Annotated in this window: 22 protein-coding genes; 8 read left to right on the forward strand and 14 right to left on the reverse strand. The window is 61.5% G+C overall.

Annotated features, from left to right (window positions below; all coding sequences use genetic code 11):
* Nucleotides 1-119: 119 nt before the first annotated feature.
* On the forward strand, nucleotides 120-4,169 hold the full coding sequence (gene purL / locus GM676_RS00985) for a phosphoribosylformylglycinamidine synthase (protein WP_155461508.1): 4,050 nt from the start codon (nucleotides 120-122) through the stop codon (nucleotides 4,167-4,169).
* Nucleotides 4,170-4,174: 5 nt separating this feature from the next.
* On the opposite strand, the gene GM676_RS00990 is transcribed toward purL, so the two are convergent.
* The 7 genes from GM676_RS00990 to GM676_RS01020 form a co-directional block, all read right to left on the reverse strand.
* Nucleotides 4,175-4,825, reverse strand: a complete 651-nt coding sequence (locus tag GM676_RS00990; protein WP_155461509.1) for a DNA alkylation repair protein — start codon at nucleotides 4,823-4,825, stop codon at nucleotides 4,175-4,177.
* Between the two features lie 93 nt (nucleotides 4,826-4,918).
* Nucleotides 4,919-5,698: a peptidylprolyl isomerase gene (locus GM676_RS00995; RefSeq protein ID WP_155461510.1), complete on the reverse strand. Its 780-nt coding sequence runs from the start codon at nucleotides 5,696-5,698 to the stop codon at nucleotides 4,919-4,921.
* A gap of 93 nt (nucleotides 5,699-5,791) precedes the next feature.
* Complete coding sequence (locus GM676_RS01000; RefSeq protein WP_155461511.1) at nucleotides 5,792-6,568, reverse strand: peptidylprolyl isomerase; 777 nt, start codon at nucleotides 6,566-6,568, stop codon at nucleotides 5,792-5,794.
* Between the two features lie 89 nt (nucleotides 6,569-6,657).
* A complete protein-coding gene (locus tag GM676_RS01005) occupies nucleotides 6,658-6,939 on the reverse strand; it encodes a BolA family protein (RefSeq protein ID WP_155461512.1) in 282 nt (93 codons plus the stop codon).
* Complete coding sequence (locus GM676_RS01010) at nucleotides 6,936-7,565, reverse strand: septation protein A (RefSeq protein WP_155461513.1); 630 nt, start codon at nucleotides 7,563-7,565, stop codon at nucleotides 6,936-6,938. Before GM676_RS01010 ends, GM676_RS01005 begins: the two co-directional genes overlap by 4 nt.
* Before the next feature lie 10 nt (nucleotides 7,566-7,575).
* The gene (gene msrB, locus GM676_RS01015; RefSeq protein ID WP_155461514.1) at nucleotides 7,576-7,974 is read right to left on the reverse strand and encodes a peptide-methionine (R)-S-oxide reductase MsrB; all 399 of its coding nucleotides are present in this window, start codon (nucleotides 7,972-7,974) and stop codon (nucleotides 7,576-7,578) included.
* A 14-nt stretch (nucleotides 7,975-7,988) separates the two neighbouring features.
* Nucleotides 7,989-9,458, reverse strand: coding sequence for a protein adenylyltransferase SelO (locus tag GM676_RS01020; RefSeq protein WP_211923132.1), 1,470 nt, complete (start codon nucleotides 9,456-9,458; stop codon nucleotides 7,989-7,991).
* Between the two features lie 117 nt (nucleotides 9,459-9,575).
* On the opposite strand from GM676_RS01020, the gene GM676_RS01025 reads away from it, so the two are divergent.
* Both GM676_RS01025 and GM676_RS01030 read left to right on the forward strand, forming a co-directional pair.
* Complete coding sequence (locus GM676_RS01025; RefSeq protein WP_155461516.1) at nucleotides 9,576-11,219, forward strand: 3-(methylthio)propionyl-CoA ligase; 1,644 nt, start codon at nucleotides 9,576-9,578, stop codon at nucleotides 11,217-11,219.
* A gap of 53 nt (nucleotides 11,220-11,272) precedes the next feature.
* Entirely contained in the window at nucleotides 11,273-11,623 is a 351-nt protein-coding gene (locus tag GM676_RS01030) for a hypothetical protein (RefSeq protein ID WP_155461517.1), read from the forward strand.
* Here the strand turns inward: GM676_RS01030 and GM676_RS01035 are convergent.
* Both GM676_RS01035 and GM676_RS01040 read right to left on the reverse strand, forming a co-directional pair.
* Nucleotides 11,620-13,008, reverse strand: coding sequence for an MDR family MFS transporter (locus GM676_RS01035; RefSeq protein ID WP_155461518.1), 1,389 nt, complete (start codon nucleotides 13,006-13,008; stop codon nucleotides 11,620-11,622). The two genes, GM676_RS01030 and GM676_RS01035, sit on opposite strands and share 4 nt — an antisense overlap.
* Nucleotides 13,005-13,448 (reverse strand): MarR family winged helix-turn-helix transcriptional regulator, encoded by a 444-nt coding sequence (locus tag GM676_RS01040; RefSeq protein ID WP_155461519.1) that lies wholly within the window; start codon nucleotides 13,446-13,448, stop codon nucleotides 13,005-13,007. The genes GM676_RS01035 and GM676_RS01040 overlap by 4 nt, the downstream gene beginning before the upstream one ends.
* A 63-nt stretch (nucleotides 13,449-13,511) precedes the next feature.
* Here GM676_RS01040 and GM676_RS01045 point away from each other — a divergent pair, with 63 nt between their 5' ends.
* Nucleotides 13,512-14,294 carry a GH12 family glycosyl hydrolase domain-containing protein gene (locus GM676_RS01045; protein ID WP_170304184.1) on the forward strand — a complete coding sequence of 261 codons (783 nt, stop codon included), beginning with the start codon at nucleotides 13,512-13,514 and terminating at the stop codon, nucleotides 14,292-14,294.
* 5 nt (nucleotides 14,295-14,299) lie between these two features.
* Here the strand turns inward: GM676_RS01045 and GM676_RS01050 are convergent, their stop codons facing one another.
* The 5 genes from GM676_RS01050 to GM676_RS01070 are packed head-to-tail and all read right to left on the reverse strand — an operon-like array spanning nucleotide 14,300 to nucleotide 19,634.
* Nucleotides 14,300-15,001 carry a DUF4197 domain-containing protein gene (locus tag GM676_RS01050; RefSeq protein ID WP_155461521.1) on the reverse strand — a complete coding sequence of 234 codons (702 nt, stop codon included), beginning with the start codon at nucleotides 14,999-15,001 and terminating at the stop codon, nucleotides 14,300-14,302.
* A gap of 46 nt (nucleotides 15,002-15,047) precedes the next feature.
* Nucleotides 15,048-16,547 (reverse strand): chemotaxis protein CheW, encoded by a 1,500-nt coding sequence (locus GM676_RS01055; protein WP_155461522.1) that lies wholly within the window; start codon nucleotides 16,545-16,547, stop codon nucleotides 15,048-15,050.
* Complete coding sequence (locus GM676_RS01060; protein WP_155461523.1) at nucleotides 16,540-17,106, reverse strand: chemotaxis protein CheD; 567 nt, start codon at nucleotides 17,104-17,106, stop codon at nucleotides 16,540-16,542. The genes GM676_RS01055 and GM676_RS01060 overlap by 8 nt, the downstream gene beginning before the upstream one ends.
* Before the next feature lie 12 nt (nucleotides 17,107-17,118).
* Nucleotides 17,119-17,940 carry a CheR family methyltransferase gene (locus GM676_RS01065; protein ID WP_371866052.1) on the reverse strand — a complete coding sequence of 274 codons (822 nt, stop codon included), beginning with the start codon at nucleotides 17,938-17,940 and terminating at the stop codon, nucleotides 17,119-17,121.
* The gene (locus GM676_RS01070; RefSeq protein ID WP_155461524.1) at nucleotides 17,937-19,634 is read right to left on the reverse strand and encodes a methyl-accepting chemotaxis protein; all 1,698 of its coding nucleotides are present in this window, start codon (nucleotides 19,632-19,634) and stop codon (nucleotides 17,937-17,939) included. The genes GM676_RS01065 and GM676_RS01070 overlap by 4 nt, the downstream gene beginning before the upstream one ends.
* A 309-nt stretch (nucleotides 19,635-19,943) precedes the next feature.
* Between GM676_RS01070 and GM676_RS01075 the strand changes: the two genes are divergently transcribed.
* From GM676_RS01075 to GM676_RS01090, 4 genes are all read left to right on the forward strand, one after another.
* Entirely contained in the window at nucleotides 19,944-22,025 is a 2,082-nt protein-coding gene (locus GM676_RS01075) for a 3-hydroxyacyl-CoA dehydrogenase NAD-binding domain-containing protein (RefSeq protein ID WP_155461525.1), read from the forward strand.
* Between the two features lie 154 nt (nucleotides 22,026-22,179).
* Nucleotides 22,180-22,812, forward strand: a complete 633-nt coding sequence (locus tag GM676_RS01080) for a PEP-CTERM sorting domain-containing protein (protein ID WP_155461526.1) — start codon at nucleotides 22,180-22,182, stop codon at nucleotides 22,810-22,812.
* A 189-nt stretch (nucleotides 22,813-23,001) separates the two neighbouring features.
* Complete coding sequence (locus tag GM676_RS01085; protein WP_155461527.1) at nucleotides 23,002-23,631, forward strand: PEP-CTERM sorting domain-containing protein; 630 nt, start codon at nucleotides 23,002-23,004, stop codon at nucleotides 23,629-23,631.
* Nucleotides 23,632-23,811: 180 nt separating this feature from the next.
* Nucleotides 23,812-24,687: a transposase gene (locus GM676_RS01090; protein ID WP_155461528.1), complete on the forward strand. Its 876-nt coding sequence runs from the start codon at nucleotides 23,812-23,814 to the stop codon at nucleotides 24,685-24,687.
* Nucleotides 24,688-24,730 lie beyond the last annotated feature (43 nt).

Consider the following 24,730-nt stretch of genomic DNA (forward strand, 5'->3'; position numbering starts at 1 on the left):
TCGGCACGTTTTTGTCTCAGTGGACGCCCAACGGCAGGGTGGCGAGGGAAGGGGTGGAAAGGGTATAATGCGCGCAACCTTTAAACCGCAGCCTAGCTGCATCAACTACCCTTCCCACCATGCTGATTCTTCCGGGTTCCAACGCCCTGTCCGCATTCCGTAGCCAACGCCTGTTGAACCAACTGCAAGCAGTGCTGCCGACCGTCGCCGCCGTCCAGGCGCGCTATGTCCACTTTGTCGATGCCGCCGCGCCGCTGTCGGCAGACGACACCAGCCGCCTGACTGGCCTGCTGACCTACGGTGAACCGGCCCACGCCGACAACACCGAAGGCCATGCCGAAGAGTTCTTCGTCATCCCGCGCTTTGGCACGATTTCGCCGTGGGCCTCCAAGGCCACCGACATCGTCCACAACTGCGGCATGGCGCATATCAAGCGCGTGGAGCGTGGCGTGGCGTTCCGCATCAACTTCAAGGCCGGCATCCTGGGCACCTCGCTGGGCGCGACCAAGAAGCTGAGCGACGAGGAAGTACAAACCGTGGTGGCGCTGCTGCACGACCGCATGACCGAATCGGTGTTGCGCTCGGCCGACGACGCGGCCGGCCTGTTCCGCGAGCTGGAAGCGCGTCCGCTGGAAACCGTGGACGTGATCGGCAGCGGCAAGGCCGCGCTGGACAAGGCCAACACCGACCTCGGCCTGGCCATGTCGGAAGATGAAGTGGAATACCTGGACGCCGCCTTCACCAAGGCCGGCCGCAATCCAACCGACGTCGAACTGATGATGTTCGCGCAGGCTAACTCGGAACACTGCCGCCACAAGATCTTCAACGCCGACTGGACCATCGACGGCGTGGCGCAGCCTAAATCGCTGTTCGGCATGATCAAGAACACCCACCAGTTGCAGCCGAAAGGCACGGTGGTGGCGTACAGCGACAACTCGTCGATCATGGAAGGCGCGGAAGTGATGCGCTTCTTCCCGCAGGGGGAAGGCCAGGAATACGTCGCCACCACCGAGCTGACCCACACGCTGATGAAAGTGGAGACGCACAACCACCCGACCGCGATTTCGCCATTCCCTGGCGCCTCCACCGGCGCCGGCGGCGAGATCCGCGACGAGGGCGCAACCGGCCGCGGCGCCAAGCCGAAGGCGGGCCTGACCGGCTTCACCGTGTCCAACCTGCTGTTGCCGGGCGCTGTCCGTCCGTGGGAAAGCGACGCCGTCGTGACCGCCCCGGTGGCCGACTACCGCGACACCGGCACGCCATACGGCAAGCCGGAGCGCATCGCTTCGCCGCTGCAAATCATGATCGACGGCCCGCTGGGCGGCGCCGCGTTCAGCAACGAATTCGGCCGTCCGGTGCTGGGCGGTTACTTCCGTACCTACGAACAGAACATCGGCAAACAGTTCGCCGGCGCGCACGACACCGTGTTCGGCTACCACAAGCCGATCATGATTGCCGGCGGTATCGGCAACATCTCGTCGCAGCACACCCACAAGAACGACATCCCGGTCGGCAGCCTGCTGGTGCAGCTGGGCGGTCCCGGCATGCGCATCGGCATGGGCGGCTCGGCCGCCTCGTCGATGGCGACCGGCACCAACACCGCCGACCTGGACTTCGACTCGGTCCAGCGCGGCAACCCGGAAATGGAACGCCGCGCGCAGGAAGTGATCAACGCCTGCTGGCAGCTGGGCTCGAAAAACCCGATCATCTCGATCCACGACGTCGGCGCCGGCGGTCTGTCGAACGCCTTCCCCGAGATCACCAACGACGCCAAGCGCGGCGCGATCTTCGACCTGCGCAAGATTCCGCTGGAAGAGAGCGGCATGGCGCCGAAGGAAATCTGGTCCAACGAGTCGCAGGAACGCTATGTGCTGGCGATTTCGCCCGACGATCTGCCGCTGTTCAAATCGATTTGCGAACGCGAGCGCAGCCTGTTCGCCGTGGTTGGCGTGGCCACCGAAGAGCGTCAGCTGAAACTGGTCGACCCGGAGCTGGGCAACAACCCGGTCGACATGCCGATGGAAGTCCTGCTGGGCAAGCCGCCAAAAATGCAGCGCGACGTGCATCACGTGCAAAACGATTTCCCGGCCATCGACCTGACCGGCATGGATCTGGAGGAGGCCGCCAAGCGCGTGCTGCTGCTGCCGACCGTGGGCGACAAGTCCTTCCTGATCACCATCGGCGACCGCACCGTGGGCGGCATGTCGGTGCGCGACCAGATGGTCGGCCCATGGCAGGTGCCGGTGGCCGACTGCGCCGTGACCGCCATGAGCTTCGAAGGCTACAAGGGCGAGGCCATGGCCATGGGCGAACGCACGCCGCTGGCCGTGATCGACGCCGCCGCTTCGGGCCGCATGGCGGTGGCGGAAGCGGTGCTGAACATCGCCGCCGCGCCGATCCGTTCGATCGAGGACATCAAGCTGTCGGCCAACTGGATGGCGGCTTGCGGCCAGCCGGGCCAGGACGCCGCGCTGTACGACACCGTCAAGGCGGTGGGCATGGAACTGTGCCCGGCGCTGGGCATCTCCATCCCGGTCGGCAAGGATTCGCTGTCGATGCGCACCACCTGGAAAGACGGCGATGAGTCCAAGGCCGTGATTTCGCCGGTGTCGCTGATCGTATCCTCGTTTGCGCCGGTGTATGACGTGCGCAAGTCGCTGACCCCGCAGCTGCGCACCGATGCGGGCGACACCGCCATCATCCTGATCGACCTGGGCCGCGGCAAGAACCGCCTGGGCGCCTCGGCGCTGGCGCAAGTCATGGGCCAACTGGGCAACGCGGTGCCGGACGTCGACAATCCGGAAGACGTGAAAGCCTTCTTCGCCGCCATCCAGCAACTGAACGCCGACGGCAAGCTGCTGGCTTACCACGACCGTTCGGACGGCGGCCTGTACGGCACGCTGACCGAGATGGCGTTCGCCGGCCGCGCCGGCCTGTCGATCAACCTCGACATCCTGACGCTGGAAGAGGGCCACGGCGCCGACCAGGGCGACGCCAAGAACTGGGCCACCCAGGTGGCCGAGCGCCGCAACGAGCAAACCCTGCGCGCGCTGTTCGCCGAAGAGCTGGGCGCCGTGATTCAGGTGCGCGCCGACGAGAAATCGGTTGTGATGGATGTGCTGCGTTCGTTCAATCTGGGCGCTTGCAGCCATATCATCGGCAAGACCAACGACCGTGGCGTGATCGAGTTCACCCGCGACGCCAAGATCATCTACGCCAAGCCGCGTTCGGAGCTGCACCGCCTGTGGAGCGAAACCAGCTGGCGCATCGCCCGCCTGCGCGACAACCCGGCTTGCGCCGATGCCGAATACGACCGTCTGCTGGATGAACAGGACCCAGGCATCACCCCGAAAGTGACCTTCGACCTGACCGAAAACGTGGCCGCGCCATTCCTGGCTACCGGCGTGCGTCCGCGCGTTGCCATTCTGCGCGAGCAGGGCGTCAACTCGCACATCGAAACCGCTTACGTCATGCATCAGGCGGGCTTTGCAGCGATCGACGTCCACATGAGCGACCTGATCACGGGCCGCGCCAAACTGGACGACTTCCAGGGCGTCATCGCCGTGGGCGGCTTCTCCTACGGCGACGTGCTGGGCGCTGGCGAGGGCTGGGCCAAGACCATTCTGTTCAACAACGCTCTGTCTGATCAATTTGCCAAGTTCTTCGCGCGCAAAGATACCTTCGGCCTGGGCGTCTGCAACGGCTGCCAGATGATGAGCAACCTGAAACCGCTGATCCCGGGCGCGCACGCATGGCCGAAATTCACGACCAACAAGTCGGAGAAGTTCGAGGCCCGTTTCGCCATGGTGGAAGTGCTGGACTCGCCATCGATCTTCTTCCAGGGCATGGCCGGCACCCAGACGCCGATCGCCATCGCCCACGGCGAAGGCTACGCCGACTTCTCGCAAACCGGCAACATTGCCGAAGCCGTGGCCGCCATGCGCTTCGTCGACAATCGTGGCCAGGCCACCGAAGCCTACCCGTACAACCCGAACGGCTCGCCGCAAGGCCTGACTTCGGTGACCACGGCGGACGGCCGCTTCACCGTGATGATGCCGCACGCCGAGCGCGTATTCCGCTCGGTGCAGCATTCGTGGGCGCCGGAATCGTGGGGCGAGGAATCGCCTTGGATGCGTATGTTCCGTAATGCCCGTAAATTCGTCGGGTAATTAAGTCAGAGGTGTTTATTCGCCTCACGGAAGGAGAGCGGCGCAAGCCGCTCTTTTTCTTTCAGGGTAAATAAACGCACCGCGTCAGGTGCATGGCGGGCATAATCCCTTAATGCCCAGCCGATGGCTTTTTGAATGAAGAATTCTTTTTCATGCGCCAGCGCCAGCGAATAATCAAATAAACGCTGTTGGTCGGTTTTATCGCGCCAACCTAATTGGTGCAGCAATGCGATGCGGCGCATCCAGAAATTATGATGGCGTAAGCACTCATCCATATAATCGTGCCGGTGGCGTAAAACATCGCCAATAATTCCCGCCAGCGCGTCCACCGTATCCCACCACGATTTATCCTGCACCAGTTCCAGCAGCGCTGGAATATCTTCCGTATTTAATTCTTTCCAATGCATGGCCAGCATATCCAGTGCCACGTATTGATATTCGCGCTGTGGCAATTCCCAGAGCGCGCGGGCGTGCTCCAGCAGGTCGGCGCCACGCAGCGGTTTAAGCAATGCCCGGCAGACGCCGCGGCGCTGCGGCGTGCCGACGCCCATGAATTCGAATTGGTCACGCATATAGGCGCGCATGGCGGGCGCGCGCTCGGCGTCGGCTTCGGAGGCGAGGGCAATGGCGATGTCGGTGAGGAAGTCAGGTTTCATGCCAGTTGCTGGCTTGTTCAAGCCCGCTTTGAGTTTAAGAACGACGTAAAAAAAGCGCCTGCATGCAGGCGCTTCTTGCTGACGCGAACCAGATTACTGGATCTTGGCTTTTTTCAGCAGCTCTTCGCGGTAGGCCACGATTTTGCGCTGTTGCAGGCCTTCGGCAACCTGGGCTTTCACTTCGTCAAACGAAGGGAACTTGGTCGGACGCGATTCTTCCAGTTTGATCACGTGGTAGCCGAATTCCGATTTCACCGGGGTCTGGGTAATTTCGCCGTTTTTCAGAGCGATCATCGCGTCCGAGAATGGTTTTACCAGTTTGCCTGGCGTCATCCAGCCCAGATCGCCGCCATTGGCACCCGAGCCTGGATCTTTGGAAACTTTGGCCAGTTCTTCGAATTTGGCGCCGCCTTTCAGCTTGGCGATAATATCCTTGGCTTCCTGTTCGGTCGCCACCAGAATATGACGCGAGTGATATTCGGTTGGGCCGACAGCGGCTTTATATTTGTCGTATTCGGCTTGAATCTCGGCGTCTTTTACCGGATTCTTTTTCACATAATCAGCCAGCATGGCGTTGATAATAATGCTTTGACGGGCATTATCAATGGCCGCGGTGACTTCCGGCTTTTTGCCATAACCCTGTTTATCCGCTTCTTGCAGCAGGACTTCACGGCCAATCAATTCTTTTTTCACGGCTTCGCGCAGTTGTGGCGAATCCGGTTGCTGGCCCTGGGCCACAACTTGTTTAACCATCTGATCGACCTTGGCGGCTGGAATGGCCTTGCCATTGACGGTTGCAACGTTCTGCGCGAAAGCTGGTGCTGCCGCGACAGCGATCAGGGCTAACATCAGGCGGGCTGGCTTCAACATCATTATTTAAATCCTTAAAAAATTACACTCTAGAGGGTGCATGATATCAACGCTGAATCAAAAACGGCGCCCCGCAGGGCGCCGCCTTTCATAACATTACTGCACTTTTGCTTTCTTTACCAGTTCTTCCTGGTAAGCTTGCAGTTTCTTCTGGGTCAGGGCTTCGGCCACTTGTGGCTTCACTTCTTCCAGGGTAGGCAGTTTGGCCTGACGGATGTCGTCCACTTTGATCACATGGAAGCCGTTCGGGGTTTGCACTGGCTTCTCGGTCACCTGGCCTTTTTGCAGGGCCACGAAGGCTTGCGAGAACACCGGTGGGAAGGACGAAGGCGAAGCCCAGTCCAGATCGCCGCCATTGGCTGCCGAGCCGGTGTCTTTCGACTGCTTGGCCAGATCTTCGAACTTGGCGCCGCCCTTGATCTTGGCGATCACGTCGTTGGCTTCAGCTTCGGTGCCCAGCAGGATGTGGCGCACGTGGTATTCCTTGTCGCCGGCCTGCGCCACGAAACGGTCGTACTCCGCCTTGATGTCGGCGTCCGAGACCGGGTTTTTCTTCACGTATTCGCCAACCAGGGCGTTGATCATGATGGCTTGGCGGGCGTTTTCCAGCGCTGCCTTCACGTCGGCGTTCTTGCCAAAACCTTGTTTTTCCGCTTCCTGCATCATGACTTCGCGGCCGATCAGGTCTTTCTTGATCAGGTCGCGCAGCTGAGGCGAATCAGGCTGCTGGCCCTGGGCCACGACTTGCTTGACGACGGCGTCGACGCGCGAGGTCGGGATAGCCTTGCCATTAACCACGGCAACGTTTTGTGCGAAAGCTGGTACAGCAACAACGAGGAGTGCGATCAGCAACTTGGCTGGCTTGAAAGTCATTATTAATTCCTGTCAGGGGAAAGTTATAGCGAATTAGCTTGGACGGCTATGTGTTTGTCTTCAATTATTTTAAAAGCCGATAGCGGCCATCATACTTCGGACGGAGCCAAGGCAGTAATGGCCAGTGCATGAATTTCTTTATGCATCATATCGTGCACAGAATCATACACGAGTCGATGTCTTGTGACGAGTTTAAGGCCTTCGAATTGTAACGAAACAATTCTGACGTTGTAGTGGCCGCCGCCGGAGGCCGCGCCGGCATGGCCGGCATGGGCTGCCGAGTCGTCGTCGATGGCCAGTTCCACCGGCGCCAATTTGGCTTCGAGGGCGGCGCGCATGCGCGCCATGCGGGTATCGTGAATCTGGTTCATGCCTGGTCCTTCATGTGGCGCGATAAATAAACCGTTTGCGCGACAATAAACACAAACATGATGGCGGTGGCGCCAAAGGCTTTAAAACTCACCCAGGCGTCGGTATTGCCTTTAAACAGGACGAATGCCAGATACCAGTTGAGCGCGCCCATGAAAGTAAAGAAGGCGATCCAGGCCATATTCAGGCGCGACCAGATCAGGTCCGGCAATTCGATGATTTCCTTCATCGACTGGCGCATCAGGTTCTTTTTAAACAGCAGGTCGCTGAACAGTAGCGCCACGGCAAACAGCCAGTAGACGATGCTCAGTTTCCACTTGATGAAATCCTCGTCGTGCAGGTAGATGGTCAGGCCGCCAAACACCACGAACATGCCCAGCGACACCCACAGCACGCCGTCGACCTTGCGGCCGCGCAGCTTGATCCAGGCGATCTGGGCCATGGTGGCCAGGATGCCCACCAGCGTCGCGATCACGATCGGCGATTGCTCGGCCGTGACCGAGCCGCCGGAAATCATGCCGCTCAGGTAGGTGTTGATGAGGTGCTGGGATGCCTCGGCGTTCATTCCCGCCACTTTGTAGGAGGCGAAGAACAGCAATACCGGGATCATGTCGAACAGGAATTTCATGATGTCTTTATTAGTCTTGTGGGTCGAAGCGGAGTGATGCGGAGTTGATGCAGTAACGCAGGCCGGTCGGCGGCGGGCCGTCCGGGAATACATGGCCCAGGTGCGCGTCGCACACGCCGCAGATCGTCTCCGTGCGCAGCATACCATGGGAACGGTCGACTTTTTCGATCACGTTGGCCGGATCGATCGGTTCGAAATAGCTCGGCCAGCCACAGCCGGAGTCGAATTTGGTGTCGGAACGGAACAGCGGCGTGTTGCAGCACACGCAGGTGTAGACGCCAGCCTCGTGGTGGTCCCAGAATTTGCCGGTGAAGGCGCGCTCGGTGGCGGCGTGGCGGGTAACTTGGTATTCCATCGGGTCCAGTTGGGTGCGCCATTCGGCGTCGGATTTGACAACTTTATTGCTCATGGCTTATTTCTCGCTTAAGAAGAACAACTGACTTCAAGATGTGATGCCCAGTCCGGCGGCAAGGCGGCGTATTGCTCGTGCTCGGGCTGTTCGTCGTAGGGGCGCTGCAACACGGCCAGCAGGCGCTCCACCTCGGAAAAGTCCTTATTTTGCGCCTTTTCAATGGCGGCTTGGGCCAGATAGTTTCGCAGCACATATTTGGGGTTGGTTTGATTCATCGCAACCGTGCGCGTGGCGTCGTCGCTGTTCTCGGCGCGCAGGCGTGCGCGGTAGCGCTCGGCCCAGGCGTCGAAGGCCGGGCGGTCGATGAACAGGTCGCGCAGCGGTTCGTCGCCGCTGGCGTCGGCCGCGCGCACACCGCTCAGCTTGCGGAAGAAGACAGTGAAATCCACGCCCGACAGGATGGCGAACAGGTCGTCGAACAGGGCGCGGTCGGTGTCGAAGTGCTCTTCCAGCAGGCTCAGGCCCAGCTTGGCGTGCAGCAGTTGGTCGATTTTGGCGGCGAATTCCGGTTGGTAGACGTCCAGCGCCGCCTGCGTCGGTTCCACCTCGCCGATCAGCGGCAGCAGCGCTTGCGCCAGCGCGTAGCAATTCCAGTGGCCGATCTGCGGCTGGTTGGCGTAGGAGTAGCGGCCCTGCTGGTCGGTGTGGTTGCAGATGTGGTTGGCGTCGAAGGCTTCCATGAAGCCGTATGGGCCGTAATCCAGCGTCAGGCCGAGGATGGACATGTTATCGGTGTTCATCACGCCGTGCATGAAGCCGACCGCCTGCCAGTGCGCGATCATGTGCGCGGTGCGGCGCGTGACTTCCTCCAGCAGCGCGGCGTACGGGTTTTCCGCCGCGCGCAGGGCCGGGTAGAAACGGTCGATGACGTAGTCGGCCAGCGTTTTCAGCTGGTCGGTCTGCTTGCGGTAATACCAGTGCTCGAATGAGCCGAAACGCACGAAGGAGGGCGCCATGCGCACCACCACGGCGGCGCTTTCAATGGTTTCGCGCACCACGCCCTGGTCGGAACCGGCCACCGACAGCGCGCGCGAGGTCGGGATGCCGAGCGCGTGCATGGCTTCCGAGCACAGGAATTCACGGATCGAGGAACGCAGCACGGCGCGGCCATCGCCCATGCGCGAGTAGGGCGTCAGGCCGGCGCCTTTCCATTGCAGCTCCATCGGGCCTTCGGCGGTGGCGACGTCGCCGAACAGGATGGCGCGGCCATCGCCCAGCTGGCCGGCCCAGACGCCGAACTGGTGACCCGAATACACGGCGGCCAGCGGCTGCGCGCGCTCGGGCACGGCGTTGCCGATCAAAATATCGAGACTGTCGGACAAGTCCGGTGGCAGACCGATCAGCTCTGCCGCTGGCGCGCTGGTGGCGACCAGGTATGGCGAGGGCAGCGGCGTCGGCATCAATCGGGTGTAGAAAGCAGGCGGCAGGGACGCGAAGGAATTGTCCAGCGGCAGTTTGGCGGCAGTAATGATGTGCTCCAGGTTAGCTAAGCGATGATTTTACCGCAGGGAGGGAATGCGGCAGTGCAGCATCGAAAAGCATTGACGTTGCTCCGGCGCGGGCAGGAAACTTTGCCTATAAAACAACCGGAGCTACCCATGCCATCGCCAGTTCCCCTGATGGGCCAGATGATGAACCAGCCGCTGCTGATTTCCAGCATCCTGGAGTTTGCAGCGCGCCATTACGCCAACAGCGAGATCGTCTCGCAGCGGGTGGAAGGCGATCTGCACCGCTACACTTTCCACGATTGCCACCAGCGCGCCCAGCAGCTGGCCAACGCGCTGCAAGCGCTGGGCGTGCAAATGGGCCAGCGCGTGGCGACGCTGGCGTGGAATGGTTATCGTCATCTGGAGGCGTACTACGCGGTGTCCGGCAGTGGCGCGGTGCTGCACACGATTAATCCGCGCCTGCATCCGGAGCAGCTGGCTTACATCTGCAACCATGCGGAGGACCAGTATCTGCTGTTCGATTTCTGCTTCCTGCCCTTAATTGAGGCCATCGCGCCGCACTGCAAGACCGTCAAGGGCTGGATTCTGCTGGGCGCGGCCGACCGCATGCCGGCCGAAACCAACATTCCGAATCTGTTGTGCTACGAAGATTTGCTGGCCGTCCAGCCGGCCGAGTACACCTGGCCGGTATTCGACGAGAACGCCGCCGCGACACTCTGTTACACATCCGGCACCACCGGCAACCCGAAAGGCGCGCTGTATTCGCATCGCTCGACGGTGTTGCACGCTTACGCCTCGGCCTTGCCGAACGTGCTGAACGTGTCTTCGCGCGATTCCGTGATGCCGGTGGTGCCGATGTTCCACGTTAATGCGTGGGGCTTGCCGTATTCGGTGCCGCTGTCCGGCGCCAAGATGGTGTTCCCCGGCGCGGCGCTGGACGGCAAGTCGGTCTACGAGCTGATGGAGAAGGAGCGCGTGACCTTTTCGGCCGGGGTGCCGACCGTGTGGCTCGGCCTCATCAACTACTGCCTGCAAAACAAACTGAAGTTTTCCACCTTCCGCCGCACCGTGATCGGCGGCTCGGCCTGTCCGCCGGCCATGATGAATACGCTGATCGACGACTTTGGCGTCGAGGTTATCCACGGTTGGGGCATGACGGAAATGTCGCCCTTGGGCACCACCGGCGGGTTGCTGGCCAAGCACATGGAATTGCCTAAGGACGAGCAGCGCAAGATCCTGCAAAAGCAAGGCCACGCGATCTACGGTGTCGACATGAAAATCGTCGACGAACAGGGCGAGGAACTGCCGTGGGACGGCAAGACGTCCGGCAGCCTGCTGGTGAAAGGCCCGTGGATCATCGCCAGCTATTTCAAGCGCGAGGGCGGCGATGTGCTTGAGAACGGCTGGTTCCCGACCGGCGACGTGGCCACCATCGACCCGGACGGCTTCATGCAGATTACCGACCGCGCCAAGGATGTCATCAAATCCGGCGGCGAGTGGATCGGCACCATCGATCTGGAAAACATCGCCATGTCGCATCCGGGCGTGATGCAGGCGGCCTGCATCGGCGTGTTCCACCCCAAATGGGACGAGCGGCCGCTGCTGATTGTGGTGCGCCGTCCCGGCAGCGAGGTCACGCGCGAGGAACTGCTGGCGCATTTCGACGGCAAGGTCGCCAAATGGTGGCTGCCGGACGAAGTGGTGTTTGCAGACGCTCTGCCGGTGGGCGGCACCGGCAAAATCCAGAAAAACAAACTGCGTGAGCAGTATCGCGACTACCGATTGCCGACTTAAACGCGGTGAGTGTGTGAGTTGCGGGCAGCGCTTGCATCTCATACGATACCTTCATGAACACCGTCACCACAGAATTGCTTGATGCCCGGATCGAAACCATCGAAGCGCGGCTGGACGCCCGGGTTTTGGCCATCGAGGCGACGGTTGTCGAGATACGCGCCGATATCAGGGAAATACGCGCGGAGATCAAGAGCCTGAGAGTGACGATCGTAGTGACCGCGATAGCCTCCGTCCTGGCGATAGCGTCGATCAATGCGGCAATGTATTCGAACATGCTGGCTGCTTTCGAATCAAGAAAGGACATCGCAAAGACGCAAGCCGAAGTCACGCGGCAAGTGGAGGCGACCGCCGCTTTGCTCAAGCGTATAGAAGAGCAGGCCCAGCGATCCGAGCGCCGGAATTAATTTGTGTTGTGGCCCAAAGGCTGTTCCGGCAGGAAGTAAAGCATCAGCAGGCCCAATCCTACCAGCACCGTTCCCGCGCTGAAGATGTTGCCGATGGCGTGGCGGTACAGTGCCGCATTGGCTGCCTGGCCATGCAGTTGCTGTGCCAGGATCGCGCCTGAACCAGTCACCCCCAGCAGCCCTCCCAGCGAGCGGAAGAAACCCAGCATGGCCGTGCCGACGCCGCGGCGCATCAGGGGCAGGGCGTTTTGCACGGCGATAGTCATGTTCGGCATCACCAATCCCAGGCCTGCGCCCAGCACGAAGATGGCCGGCTCCAGCACCAGGTAGCCCGCCGCCGTGGTGATGCCCCACGCCAGCGCGGCAAACGCCGCCGTCGCCAGCGCCAGGCCCAGCACCTGCGCCGGCTTGTAGCGCCCCGACTTTGCCAGCACGCGCCCGTTCAGTGCTGACGAAATCACCATGCCCACCATCATCGGCATGGTCAGCAGGCCGGAGCTGGCGGGCGTGGCGCCCATCACCATCTGGAACAGCAGCGGAAAGAACACGCTGGAACCCATCATGCCGACGAAGGTCAGCGCCAGCACCACGCTGGCGACGTTGAACACGCGGTTATGGAACAGGTCCGGCGGCAGCACCGGCTCCGGCACGCGGCGCACGTGGAACAGCAGCGCCGCCGCCATCGCGCCGGCCAGCAGGCTGGCGTACAGCACTTCGCGCGAATCCCAGGCCCACTCATTGCCGCCCAGCGCCAGCACCAGCAGCGCCGCCGTGATCGAACCGGTCAGCAGAACCGAGCCGAGGTAGTCGATCTTGTGCGCGCGGTGCCGGGGATCGTGCGGCATCGACCTGGCGATCACGTACAAGGCCAGTGCGCCCACCGGCAGGTTGATGTAGAAGATGGCATGCCATGACAGCCAGTCCGTCATCAGCCCGCCCAGCACCGGCCCCAGCACGCTGGTGGCGGCGTAGACGGCGGCGATGCTGCCCTGGCGCTTGCCGCGTTCGGCCGGCGGAATCAGGTCGGCGATCACGATCTGCGCCAGCGGCAGAAAGCCGCCCGCGCCCAGCCCCAGGATCGCGCGGAAGGCGATCAGCTGCGCCATGTTTTGCGCCAGCCCGCACAGCGCCGAGCCCACCAGGAAGGTGACGATGGCGGTGTACAGCAGCGGCTTGCGGCCATACTGGTCGCTCAGCTTGCCATACAGCGGCATGGTGGCGGTGGAGGCCAGCACATAGGCCGTCACCACCCATGAGAGGTGGGCCATGCCGCCCAGGTCGGAGACGATGCGCGGCAGGGCGGTGGCGACGATGCTCTGGTCCAGCGCCGCCAGGCCGATCATGATGACCAGGCCCAGGTAAATGCTACGGATTTGTGGGTTCATTCGCCGATCTCATTGAGGTAAGTGATTGCGTTGCGCAGTGCCGCCGCGCCTTCCGGCGGCAGTTGCGCCAGCCGCCGCGCCAGCCAGTCGCGCCGGCGGCTGCGGAGGTCTTCCAGCAGCGCCGTGCCGTGCCCGGTCAGCAGCAGGCCGCTGCGGCGCTTGTCGTCGGGATCGGGTGCATCGCGCTTGACGAGCTTGAGCGCCTCCAGCGCCTTGATGTGGCCGCTCATGGTGGGCCCGCGCAGCTTCTCCTGCCGCGCCAGCTCGGCCACGCCGATGCCCGGTTGCTGCTGGATGGTGGACAACAGCATTTTCTGCTGCAAGGTCAGGCCCGAAGGGTCGTTATCGCCTTCCTGCCGGATGCGGCGGAACACGTGGTGCAGGGCGACGCGCAGTTCATCGGCCAGTTCGACCGCGTGTTGAGGAATATTGCTGTTCATGGGTTAAGATAGGTAGGCTACCTATCTATTATAACAAAGTCAAAGATGGTTTATGCTGTTCGCATGCGATATTTCCTTCTCTTGGCGACGATGGGCTTGACCTCGGTTTGCAACGCCCAGACCATCAGCTGCGGTGACTATTATTCGGAAAAGACGGCCCAGGGCACGCTGTATAACAACGTCTGGAACAAAAACGCGGCCAAGGATTTTTCGTGGAGTCAGTGTCTGGAAAAAGACCCCGCCAGCGGCCGGGTTGGCTGGTCGTGGCGCTGGCCAGCCAAAGGCAATGATATTTTCGGCTACCCTCAAATCAAACTGGGCAGCTCGCCGTGGGCGCCGGATGCCGGTCCTGATTTCCCGCTTGGGAATACCGCCTTGCGCAGCCTGGTTGTCGAGCATGAACTGGAAATTCAGGGCAACGCCGAGCACAACGTCGCAACCTCGCTATGGCTGACCAACACCAGGGACATCGGCACCCAGCCCAATCCCTCGGCGATCGTTGCCGAGTTGATGATCTGGAGCTACGCCACACCGCGCCATATGACACCCGCCGGCTCGCATCGCGGCGACTTCAATGATGGCGATCAGGACTGGGAGGTGTGGTTTGACAAGAACTGGAGCGACGTCTCCGGCGCCAATAAGAACAAGTGGATTTACATCACGTTCCGCGCGAAGAACAAAAATCTCAAAGCCAAATTTGACGTTGTGAAGCTGACCCAATATGCCATCGCAAAGCAGATACTGCCGGCGCAGTTCTACTTTGCGGATATCGAGCTGGGCACCGAAATCATGCGAGGTTCAGGCCAGGCCTGGGTCAAGCAATTCAAGGTCGTGACGGAGCGATAAGCCGCTTACTTGATGGCGCCGAACACCTTGCCGATCAGCTTGCTGCCGGTGCCGATCGGATCGGCGCGGATGGCCTTTTCCTCTTCGGCGATCATGGTGTACAGGCCGTCCAGCGCGCGGTGGGTGACGTAGCCTTCCACCGTGGCCTGGTCCTTGGCCAGCACGCCCAGTTGCGGCGCCAGGCTCATGGCGGTGTTGTACTTGGTGGCCAGGCCAGACTTGTCGGTGACTTTCTTCACCACCGGCAGGAATTGCACCGCCAGCTTGTCCTGCGTTTTGCCGCGGAAGAAATCGGTGACCGAGGTATCGCCGCCGGTCAGGATATTCTTGGCGTCGGTGATGGTCATGGACTTGACGGCGTCCAGCAGCAGCGGCTTGGCCATGGGCACGGCGGCTTCGGCCGCGTGGTTCATCTGCACCACCAGATCGTCCAGCTGCTGGCTCTTGCCGGTCATCTTGAGGATGGGACGCGCCTGCTCCAGGATTTTCGGCAGCGGGATACGGACCTTGTCGTTGTTGAGGAAGCCGCCCTCGGCGCCCAGCTTGGACACGGCGGCCTTGGAGCCGGTCTCCAGCGCCGCCTTCAGGCCGCCGGACGCCTCCTTGTTACTGATATCGGTGAGATCGGCCAGTGACAGCGCACAGGCGCTGGCGGCAAACAGGCTCAGGGGAATCAGCAGGGCGACGGCGCGGCGGGATACGGGCATGGGGGAACCTCCTAATGAACAAGGCCATACTGTACTCCACCACGGCCTATGCCGCCAGCGCCGGAATCTCCTTGCCCAGCCGTTCCAGCAGACGCTCGCACTGGAACACGCTGAGCGTGCGGTGCGCGTCGCCTTCGCCCTCGATGTCGATCACCTCGTCCATCTCGGCGCGCGGATCGCCGTGGGCGTCCGGGTTGCGCATCATCCTGGGGGCGGCGAAGCGGCGATTGTCGTTGATGGTCATGATGTTTTCCACCGCATCCACCAGCAGGCCGTAGCATTCCTCGCCGCGTTCCACCACCAGGATCCGGGATTGCGAGGCATCCTCCAGCGGCGGCATCCGATACAGGCCGCGCAGGTCGATCACGGTCACCATCTGCTTGCGCAGGTTGAGCATGCCGCGCATGAAGGCGGGCAGGCCGGGCGGACGGGTGATCTCGCCGATGTTGAGGTCGATAATCTCGCGCACCTGCTTGATTTCCACCGCATACGAATTCTCCAGCGCGAAGGTGATGTAGACCTTGCGCTGGCTGCGCTTTTCGCTCTTGACCTCCTGCACCGCGTCCTTGGGATACAGGTTGGCGTGGCCGTTGCGCATTTCCCTGATCTCGTTGCTGGAGAAGATTTGTTGATGGTCGAGGAAGAAAATCTCGCCTAGCCCCGGCTTGGACAGGCAACCGCCGAACATGCCGGCGCGCGCCTTGCTCAGCATGGGGATCGGCATGATCTCCTCGCTGTAGAAATGCACGATGTTGTCGACCGAGTCGACCAGAAAGCCGATGGTGGCGTCATCGATGCGGGCAACGATGATGCGCTGGTCGGCCGCCTCGGCGCGCGCGCCGGCCGCCGCGTTGAGCAGCGTGGCGAAGTCCACCACCGCCACCGGGCTGCCGCGGAAATTGATGCGCCCAAGGCACAGCGCGCTGTTCAGCACCGAGGCCTGCAACTCGGGCACACGGATGATCTCCTGGATCGCCGCCATCTCGAACGCAAACGATGACGCGCCGACGCGGAAGCTGACGCACTGGCGGCGCTCGCCGTGGTGGCGCCGTGCCTGCTGGCTGTTGCCTTGCAGCGCCAGCACCTGCGGCACGTTCTCGATATGCACCAGCGCATCCGGGTCCAGCACCTGCACCAGCCGCGCGCCGTGATCGAGCAGGATGGTGCCGGCCACCACGCCGCGCTGTTCGCCATCGGCATAGGTCAGCGTGCTGCGCTGTTCGGGCCGCACGCGCAGGATTTCGCCGGTGGCGTCAAACAGGATGCCGACCAGCACGCCCTGGTAATCAAGAATGGCGATCTTGTCGCTCGGCAGCGCCGCGCGTGCCTCCGGATTGAACACCCGGCCCAGATTGACCACCGGGATCACCGCGCCGCGCAAGGTGAACACGCCTTCCAGGAACTTGGGCGAGAGCGGCAGGGCGGACACCTTGTCCGGATAATTCACCACCTCGCGGAAGCAGCTCGCGGGCAGGGCGAACTCATCGTTGCCCAGCACGAAGGAACCAAACAACTCGGTGGACGGGACGGCGGACGCATCAGACATGGGTGGCTCCAGTATCAGAGGTGACGATTTCCTGCACCAGGTATGCGCCGGTGGCGCAGTCGATGTTCAGCGTGCGGCCGCTCTTGCCGCCGACGCGGCAGTAGGCCACGTTGAGGCCGTACTTGCGCAGGTAGCGGCGTGCCGCATCGGCATTCTGCTGGCCGATCTGCAAGCGGCTGGAACAGCCGTTGAGCATGGTGGCGCCGCCGGCCAGCACCACCTCGATATCGGCATAATCGGCCGCGGTGGCGCCGATCAGGCGCAGCATCGACGGCACCGCCTGGCTGACATAGCGCGCGCCCAGCTCGCCGCTGGCTTGTTCGGATTCCGGCAGCAGGCAGTGCGCCAGCGCGCAGCGGCGCCGCTTCTTCCAGATGAAGGCGATGCCCACGCACGAACCCAGCAGCGCCTGCAATTGCCCGCTGCGCGAGCCGATCTTGAGCTGGCCCATCGCCACCTGCTGCGGCGCGTTGGCCGGCCGCGCGTAGTCGTCGGCAGGACTGTCGCCCCACGGCAGCGTCGCCGGAAAGATCGGAGTGGAGAGTAAAGTCCCCTGCATGATGACCGCCTTTTATTCCATTCGATAAATCATCGGCCGGTCGAGCTGGTAGGCGGTGTTTCGGCCCGAGATCGATTCCGATTCCCCCACGATCATGATGGCGTGGGATGCCATGCTCAGGCGCGCCTGTTGCAGGATGGTGTGCTGGTGTTCCTGGTCGAAATAAATCAACACATTGCGCAGGAAGACCAGATCAAACTGTCTGGCGGGCTTGAGCGGAGTCAGCAAGTTATGTTGGGCCAGCTCCACGTGTTTTTTCAGTGCGTCGACCACCCGCAGGCCATTGGCGCTGGGGCGGAAGTATTTCTTCACCCATTCCGGGTGGGTTTCCTGAATGCGTACGACCGAACGGCCGGTGTACTGGCCCTCGCGCGCCAGCGCCAGGATTTGCCGCGAAATATCGGTGGCATGAATCTGGTAGCTGAACCCGGGATGGGCCGCCGCGAATTCCTCGCACAGCATGGCGACCGAGTACAGCTCCTCGCCGCTGGAGGCGGCGGCCGACCAGATCTTGAGCCGCTGCCCGGGATGCGCGTGCCACCATGCCGGCAGGAATTCCCGCTCGACGTAATCCCACACCTGCTGGGTGCGGAAGAACAGGGTGTCGTTGGTGGTCACCAGATCGATGAAATGCGGGACTTCGGCATGGTCCTGTTCCACCATGTCCAGATAGGCCTGATAGCTGGCCAGCTTGAGCGCCTGCACGCGCGGACGCAGGCGCCGCTCCAGCAGCACGCTCTTGCGCTCGCTCATGGCGATGCCGGTGTGCTTGCGCACCAGCGCGATCAGCGCGGCCAGCGTGGCCGGGGCGATGCCGCTGACCTCCACGATCACACCGCGAAGCCGGACACGGTCTTATTCAGGTCGCCGGCGCGCTGGTTCAGCCCTTCGGTCGAGCGGGCGATGCTGTCGCAGGCGGCGGCCGATTTCTCGGCTTCCTCGGCAATGTACTGCACCGCGGTGCTGACTTCGCGCGCGGTCAGCAATTGTTCGTTGGCCGCCTTGGAAATATCGGAAATCGCCACCGTGGTCTTGACCACGCCGGCCAGGATCTTGTCGAAGGCATCGCTGGCCTGGCGCGAAATCTCGCTGCCGGCGGAGACGCGCTTGACCGACTCGTTGATCAGCTTGGAGATTTCCTTGGTCGCCTGCGAGGAGCGCTCTGCCAACTTGCGCACCTCGTCCGCCACCACCGAGAAGCCCAGGCCGTGCTCGCCGGCGCGCGCCGCTTCGATGGCCGCGTTGAAGGCCAGCATATTGGTCTGGTTGGCGATATCGCTGATCACCTTGACGATTTCGCCGATGTCCTCCGACGAGCGGTTGATCAGATCCATGGCCTCGATCGACTTGGCCACCGCCTTGGCGCCCACTTCCGCCTCGTGCTGGGCGGACTTGGCCATGGCGTCGGCGTCCGAGGTATTGTTGGCGATGGTGTTGATCGAGCTGGTCAGGCCGTCGATGGAGGCGTTCATTTCCTCCACGGTGGCGCCCAGCGCCTGGGTGCCGACCGCCACGCCGTTGGAGCGCTCGGCGATGGTGGTGGAGGCGTCGGCCAGGCCGCTGGCCGACATGACGACGTCGCTGATCACCTTGCGCAGGTCGGCGATCATCTTGCTGATGCCTTCGGCCAGCTGGTCCAGCGGCTCATTGCCCTCGACCGTGATATTGCTGGTCAGGTCGCCGTTGGCGGCGCGTGCCACCGACTCCAGCAGGCGGGCGATTTTCTCGCTGTCGGACTTGGCCTTGGCGGCCACCGATTCCTCCAGCTCGACCTGGGCGGTAATATCGCTTGCGTATTTGACTATTTTGTAAGGCTTGCCATTTAAATCGAGAATGGGATTATAGGTGGCTTGTATCCAGATAGTCTTCTTATTATTGCCAAGACGCTTATAACGACCGCTGTCGAATTCACCACGATTCAGTTTTTGCCAGAAGCGTTTATATTCCGCACTGGCGGCATATTCGGGATCGCAAAACATGCGGTGATGCTCGCCCTTAATGTCGTCGAGATAATAGCCCATGACTTCGAGGAAATTATCGTTGGCATCGAGCACATGGCCTTGCATGTCGAATTCGATCACCGCCTGGGCCTTGCTGATGGCGCTGACCTTGCTCTCGTACTCGGCATTGCGCACGCGGTTGGCGGTGATGTCGGTGGCGAACTTGATCACCTTGTAAGGCTTGCCGTCGGCATCCATCACTGGATTGTACGAGGCATTGATCCAGATTTCCCGGCCGTCCCTGGCGACGCGCTTGTATTCCCCCTGCTGGAACTGGCCGCTGGCCAGGCCGCTCCAGAACTGCTTGTAGGCCGGCGAGGCGGCAAACTCCGGTTCGCAGAACATCGAATGATGCTGGCCCTGGACTTCGCCCAGAGCGTAGCCGAGCACGCGCAGGAAATTATCGTTCGCGTGCAAAATCTTTCCTTCCAGATCGAACTCGATGACCGCTTGCACGCGGTTGAGTGCGGCATGGATGGCCTGGAGTTCTACATCCTGCGTCTGGATTACCTGGCTAGGAGCGTTCATGGGAGTCCCTGTATTATGTAAGAGATACTAAATATCGATAAGTGTGATATTTAGAGAGAATTTACTTGGATATTCGGGGGTGGGGAATATGCGCGATGTGAATCGATTATTTCCTTTATTCAAATTGGACGCAAGCTCAGCAATATAAAATGTATTCTGCAAGCGACAAGCGGCGTTCTTTTCGCGGCATTACAAAGTCCTGCAGCCGCGTTCAAAAGCGCCGGCACGCCTGCAAAAAAATAACACGACCGTTCTTTTTATGCGGTATAGTGAGCGGGCTAGCATTCCAACCAAGAACAAGGAAGAGACATGACTGCTGAATACCAAGTGCACGGCGCGGTTGCCGTCATCACGCTGAACAATCCGCCGGTCAACGGCATGGGCCTGGTCACCCGCACGGCGGCCGTCAAGGGCATCCAGCAGGCGCTGGCGGACGACGCGGTCAAGGCCATCGTCATCACCGGCGCTGGCAAAGCCTTCTCGGGCGGCGCCGACATCAAGGAATTCAATACGCCCAAGGCGCTGGCCGAGCCCAGCCTGCACACCCTGATCGCCACCGCCGAAGGTGCGACCAAGCCGGTGGTGGCGGCCATCCACACCGTGTGCATGGGCGGCGGACTGGAATTGTCGCTGGGCTGCCATTACCGCGTGGCGCTGCCGGGCGCGCAGATCGCGCTGCCGGAAGTCAAGCTGGGCCTGCTGCCGGGCGCCGGCGGCACCCAGCGCCTGCCGCGCGTGCTGGGCCTGGAGCCGGCGCTGAACATGATCGTGTCCGGCAATCCGGTGCCGTCGGAAAAACTGCCGGCGCTGTTCGATGAAATCTTTGCCGCCGACGCCGACATCGTGCAATCGGCCGTGGCGTTTGCGGAAAAAATCGCCGAGGTGCGCCCGCTGCCGAAAGTGCGCGACCGCAAGGTCGATTACCCGAACCACGAAGCCTTCCTGCAATTCTCGCGCAACACGGTCAAAGCCATGGCCGGTCCGTTCCCGGCGCCGCTGGAATGCGTGGAAACCGTGGCCGCGTCGGTGACAAAAAAATTCGACGATGGCATGAAATTCGAGCGCGAGCGTTTCATGCACCTGATCCAGACCAGCGAATCGAAATCGCTGCGCCACGCCTTCTTTGCCGAGCGTGTGGCCGGCAAGGTGCCGGACGTGCCGGCCGATACGCCGGTGCGCAGCATCAAGTCGGCCGCGGTGATCGGCGCCGGCATGATGGGCGGCGGCATCGCCATGAACTTCCTCAACGCCGGCATTCCAGTCACGCTGCTGGAGACCAGGCAGGAAGCGTTGGACAAGGGCATCGCCACCATCCGCAAGAATTACGAAAGCAGCCTGAAGAAGGGCAAGCTGACCCAGGAAAAACTGGACCAGCGCATGGGCCTGCTAAGCGGCACGCTATCCTACGACGATATCGGCCAGGCCGACATCGTGGTGGAAGCCGTGTTTGAGGAACTTAGTGTGAAGGAAGCCGTGTTCCGCAAGCTGGACGAGGTGATGAAGCCTGGCGCCATTCTGGCCACCAACACCTCCACCCTGGACGTCGACAAGATCGCCGCCTTCACCAAGCGTCCGCAGGACGTGATCGGCACCCACTTCTTCTCGCCGGCCAATGTGATGAAGCTGTTGGAAATCGTGCGCGGCAAGGAAACCGGCAAGGACGTGCTGGCCACCGCGCTGGCCTTGTCCAGGAAGCTCAAGAAAACCGGCGTGGTGTCGGGCGTGTGCGATGGCTTCATCGGCAACCGCATGATCGAGCAGTACAGCCGCCAGGCCGGTTTCCTGCTGGAAGAGGGCGCGCTGCCGGAGCAGGTCGACAAGGCGGCCGAGAAATTCGGCTTCGCCATGGGGCCGTTCCGCATGGGCGACCTGGCCGGCAACGACATCGGCTGGGCCATCCGCAAGCGCCGCTATGTGGAGAAGCCGGAAATCACCTATTCGAAAACCGCCGACCTGCTGTGTGAAATGGGCCGCTACGGCCAGAAAACCGGCGGTGGCTGGTACGACTACAAGGCCGGCGACCGCAAGGCCTATCCGAACGAGCAGGTCAACGCCATGATCGTGCAACATTCGGCGGATCTGGGCATCACCCGCCGCAAGATCAGCGATGAGGAAATCGTCGAGCGCCTGGTGTACTCGCTGGTCAACGAAGGCGCGCTGATCCTGGAAGAGGGCGTCGCCCTGCGCGCCTCGGACATCGACATGGTCTACCTGACCGGCTACGGCTTCCCGCTGCACCGCGGCGGCCCGATGTTCTACGCCGACACGGTCGGCCTGCCGAACGTGCTGGCCGCCATCAACAAATACGCCAGGGGCCATCAGGGACAAGCGTGGAAACCGGCGCCGCTGCTGGTCAGGCTGGCAGAGGAAGGAAAGTTGTTTAACAGCTAGCATGTGTTGCAAATGCGACATAGTCGTTAGTATTATGTTCACTTTGGCGGCGGGGTTCGTTATACTCGAACCCGGCCGTTTTTAGTTTCCAGCGCCCGGAAACGGTTGGCAGTCCTGGTGGGCGCTTCTCATACTAATAAACAAAGGGGTATCCATGAAGCACACTATCGTTGCAGCAGCATTGGCGCTGGCCAGCCTGTCCGCCGCCCACGCCGACACCATCACTGGCCTGTACAACACCGGCCTTGGCCAGAGTGGTAGCGCCGACGCGCACTACAGCCTGAGCTCGGCTGTAAGCAGCACCCCCATCATCACTTACGACAGCGTCTGGCCGGTGGACGGCACCTGGCTGAACAACACCGGCGTGTCGCGCTGGATCACGCCGACCGCGTCGCAGGCGGCATCGCTGGATGCAGCGGCCGATGGCATTTACACCTACAGCCTGAGCTTCGACCTGAGCGGTTACAACGCGGCCAGCGCCGTGTTCGCCGGCCGCGTCGCGGCGGATAACGCCGTGGCGGTCAAGCTGAACGGCGCGGAAATCGGCAGCGCCGTCGGCTTCCAGTCGTGGTACGACTTTGGCGCCAACAGCGGCTTCGTTGCCGGCGTCAACACGCTGGAATTCGTGGTCACCAACTACCGGTTGGGCGCGGGCAATCCGACCGGCCTGCGGGTGGAGTTCGACTCGTCCAGCGTGACCGCCGTGCCTGAACCGGAAACCTATGCCATGCTGCTGGGCGGCTTGGCGCTGGTGGGCGCCGTGGCACGTCGCCGCAAGCAAAAATAAGCGGTGTGGAGAAATGCTCACATGCTCAATAGAAATTTAAATGGCATGTGAGCATTTTCCGCAAAAGCCCGTTATAATTGTTCTCAACAGCACCCTTCCTTTCGAAGCCCTAAAAAACGGTTCGATGAAATCCAGGCATCCATGTTGATGCTGGCTGACACGCTAACCATCTTTTTTTAGAGGCTCTCCATGCAACGCAAACTCGTCGCCGCCGCCGTGCTGGCGCTCACCGCATTCGGTTCCGTCCACGCCGCCACCATCACTGGCCTGAAAAATACCGGCCTGGGCGCCAGCGGCAATGCCGACAGCAACTACACCCTGAGTTCGGCCGTGAGCAGCACCCCGGTCATCACCTACGACAGCCAGTGGCCAATCGGTCCATGGCTGGCCAACGACGGCACCTCGAAATGGATCACCCCGACCGCCAGCCAGAGCGAGAGCTTTGACGCCTGGAGCGCCGGCATCTACACCTACAGCCTGTCGTTCGATCTGACAGGCTTCAACGCGGCCAGCGCCTCGTTCAGCGGCCGGATGGCGGCGGACAACGCGGTGGTGGTCAAACTGAACAACAGCGTCATCGGCAGCGGTAGCGGCTTTACCGACTGGACCAGCTTTAGCGCCAACAGCGGCTTCGTGCCGGGCGCCAACAAGCTGGACTTCGTGGTGACCAACTGGGCGCAGAACGGCGGGAATCCGACCGGCCTGCGGGTGGAGTTTGGTTCGTCGAGCATCGCGGCGGTTCCGGAACCGGAAACCTACGCCATGCTGCTGGGCGGCCTCGTCATGGTCGGCGCCTTTGCGCGCCGCCGCAAGCAGTAGTAGCAAGCAGTACAGCAGTATCGTAGTAAGGGACTCCTTGGGTTAATTTTTCAACCGCCTCTCCACGAGGCGGTTTTTTTTCGCCCACCCCAACCCGGGGTCAGTTCTTGCAATCCAACACGGACTTATCTGTTGAGCAGGCGCATGGCTTGCGGCGGCAAGCGGGTGTACGGTTGACGCATGAGCCGCCCATTACGACTGGAATCTGCCGGAGCCCTGTATCACGTCACCGCGCGTGGGGACAGGCAGCAGGCAATTTATCGCGACGATACAGATCGCCTGGTTTGGCTGGATATTCTGGCAAAGGTATGCGCTCGCTCAAATTTTTCCGTGCATAGCTTCTGTCAGATGACGAATCACTATCATCTGTTGCTCGAAACTGGCGATGCCAACCTCTCGTTCGGAATGCGTCAGCTTAACGCTGGATACGCGCAATACTTCAATCGACGTCATCGGCTGGTCGGGCATCTGTTCCAAGGCCGCTATCAAGCCTTGCTGGTTCAGAAAGAGTCTTACTTGATGGAGTTGGCGAGGTATGTGGTACTGAATCCGGTGCGCGCCGGCATGGTTGCAGCGGCTGGAGATTGGCCGTGGAGTAGTTATCGTCTCGTGGCCGAAGAGGCTCACGGGCCATGTTGGATGCAGGTCGATTGGATGTTGGCGCAATTCGCAAGCAGCCGCGTGGACGCCATCGCGGCATATCGTCGCTTCGTGGCGGATGGCCTTGGTGTCAGCAGCCCGATGCAAGCAAAGCGGCATCAGCTGTTTTTAGGTGATGAAGCCTTTATCGCCAGGCATCGCTCCACCGCAGGCGCTCTTTCGCTGATGGAAGTGACGAAAACGCAGCGCCGGGCATTGGCGCTTTCGCTGGAAGAATATCAATCCCAATTTCCTGAGCGAGATATGGCGATCGCCCACGCCTATTTCTCGACGGCGTACACCATGGCGCAAATTGCCGATCATTTCCATATTTCGTACGCCACAGTCAGCAGGATAGTGCGGCGCGCGGAGCGCATTCGTACCAGTGCCGAGGCCGTGTTGGATTGCAAGAACTGACCCCGTATTAAAAAAGCCGCCCGGAGGCGGCTTTGGTTTGCGG

It is taken from the genome of Duganella radicis, from assembly GCF_009720825.1.
GTDB lineage: Bacteria > Pseudomonadota > Gammaproteobacteria > Burkholderiales > Burkholderiaceae_D > Rugamonas > Rugamonas radicis.

What these genes read in the sequence shown, in the direction of transcription:
- GM676_RS01025 (WP_155461516.1), top strand. Translation starts at nt 9,576, where the DNA reads ATGCCATCGCCAGTTCCCCTGATGGGCCAGATGATGAACCAGCCGCTG.
- GM676_RS00990 (WP_155461509.1), bottom strand. Translation starts at nt 4,825, where the DNA reads ATGAAACCTGACTTCCTCACCGACATCGCCATTGCCCTCGCCTCCGAA.
- GM676_RS01035 (WP_155461518.1), bottom strand. Translation starts at nt 13,008, where the DNA reads ATGAACCCACAAATCCGTAGCATTTACCTGGGCCTGGTCATCATGATC.
- GM676_RS01000 (WP_155461511.1), bottom strand. Translation starts at nt 6,568, where the DNA reads ATGACTTTCAAGCCAGCCAAGTTGCTGATCGCACTCCTCGTTGTTGCT.
- GM676_RS01040 (WP_155461519.1), bottom strand. Translation starts at nt 13,448, where the DNA reads ATGAACAGCAATATTCCTCAACACGCGGTCGAACTGGCCGATGAACTG.
- GM676_RS00995 (WP_155461510.1), bottom strand. Translation starts at nt 5,698, where the DNA reads ATGATGTTGAAGCCAGCCCGCCTGATGTTAGCCCTGATCGCTGTCGCG.
- GM676_RS01005 (WP_155461512.1), bottom strand. Translation starts at nt 6,939, where the DNA reads ATGAACCAGATTCACGATACCCGCATGGCGCGCATGCGCGCCGCCCTC.
- GM676_RS01090 (WP_155461528.1), top strand. Translation starts at nt 23,812, where the DNA reads ATGAGCCGCCCATTACGACTGGAATCTGCCGGAGCCCTGTATCACGTC.
- GM676_RS01080 (WP_155461526.1), top strand. Translation starts at nt 22,180, where the DNA reads ATGAAGCACACTATCGTTGCAGCAGCATTGGCGCTGGCCAGCCTGTCC.
- GM676_RS01060 (WP_155461523.1), bottom strand. Translation starts at nt 17,106, where the DNA reads ATGCAGGGGACTTTACTCTCCACTCCGATCTTTCCGGCGACGCTGCCG.
- GM676_RS01045 (WP_170304184.1), top strand. Translation starts at nt 13,512, where the DNA reads ATGCGATATTTCCTTCTCTTGGCGACGATGGGCTTGACCTCGGTTTGC.
- msrB (WP_155461514.1), bottom strand. Translation starts at nt 7,974, where the DNA reads ATGAGCAATAAAGTTGTCAAATCCGACGCCGAATGGCGCACCCAACTG.
- GM676_RS01010 (WP_155461513.1), bottom strand. Translation starts at nt 7,565, where the DNA reads ATGAAATTCCTGTTCGACATGATCCCGGTATTGCTGTTCTTCGCCTCC.
- GM676_RS01085 (WP_155461527.1), top strand. Translation starts at nt 23,002, where the DNA reads ATGCAACGCAAACTCGTCGCCGCCGCCGTGCTGGCGCTCACCGCATTC.
- purL (WP_155461508.1), top strand. Translation starts at nt 120, where the DNA reads ATGCTGATTCTTCCGGGTTCCAACGCCCTGTCCGCATTCCGTAGCCAA.
- GM676_RS01055 (WP_155461522.1), bottom strand. Translation starts at nt 16,547, where the DNA reads ATGTCTGATGCGTCCGCCGTCCCGTCCACCGAGTTGTTTGGTTCCTTC.
- GM676_RS01050 (WP_155461521.1), bottom strand. Translation starts at nt 15,001, where the DNA reads ATGCCCGTATCCCGCCGCGCCGTCGCCCTGCTGATTCCCCTGAGCCTG.
- GM676_RS01075 (WP_155461525.1), top strand. Translation starts at nt 19,944, where the DNA reads ATGACTGCTGAATACCAAGTGCACGGCGCGGTTGCCGTCATCACGCTG.
- GM676_RS01070 (WP_155461524.1), bottom strand. Translation starts at nt 19,634, where the DNA reads ATGAACGCTCCTAGCCAGGTAATCCAGACGCAGGATGTAGAACTCCAG.
- GM676_RS01030 (WP_155461517.1), top strand. Translation starts at nt 11,273, where the DNA reads ATGAACACCGTCACCACAGAATTGCTTGATGCCCGGATCGAAACCATC.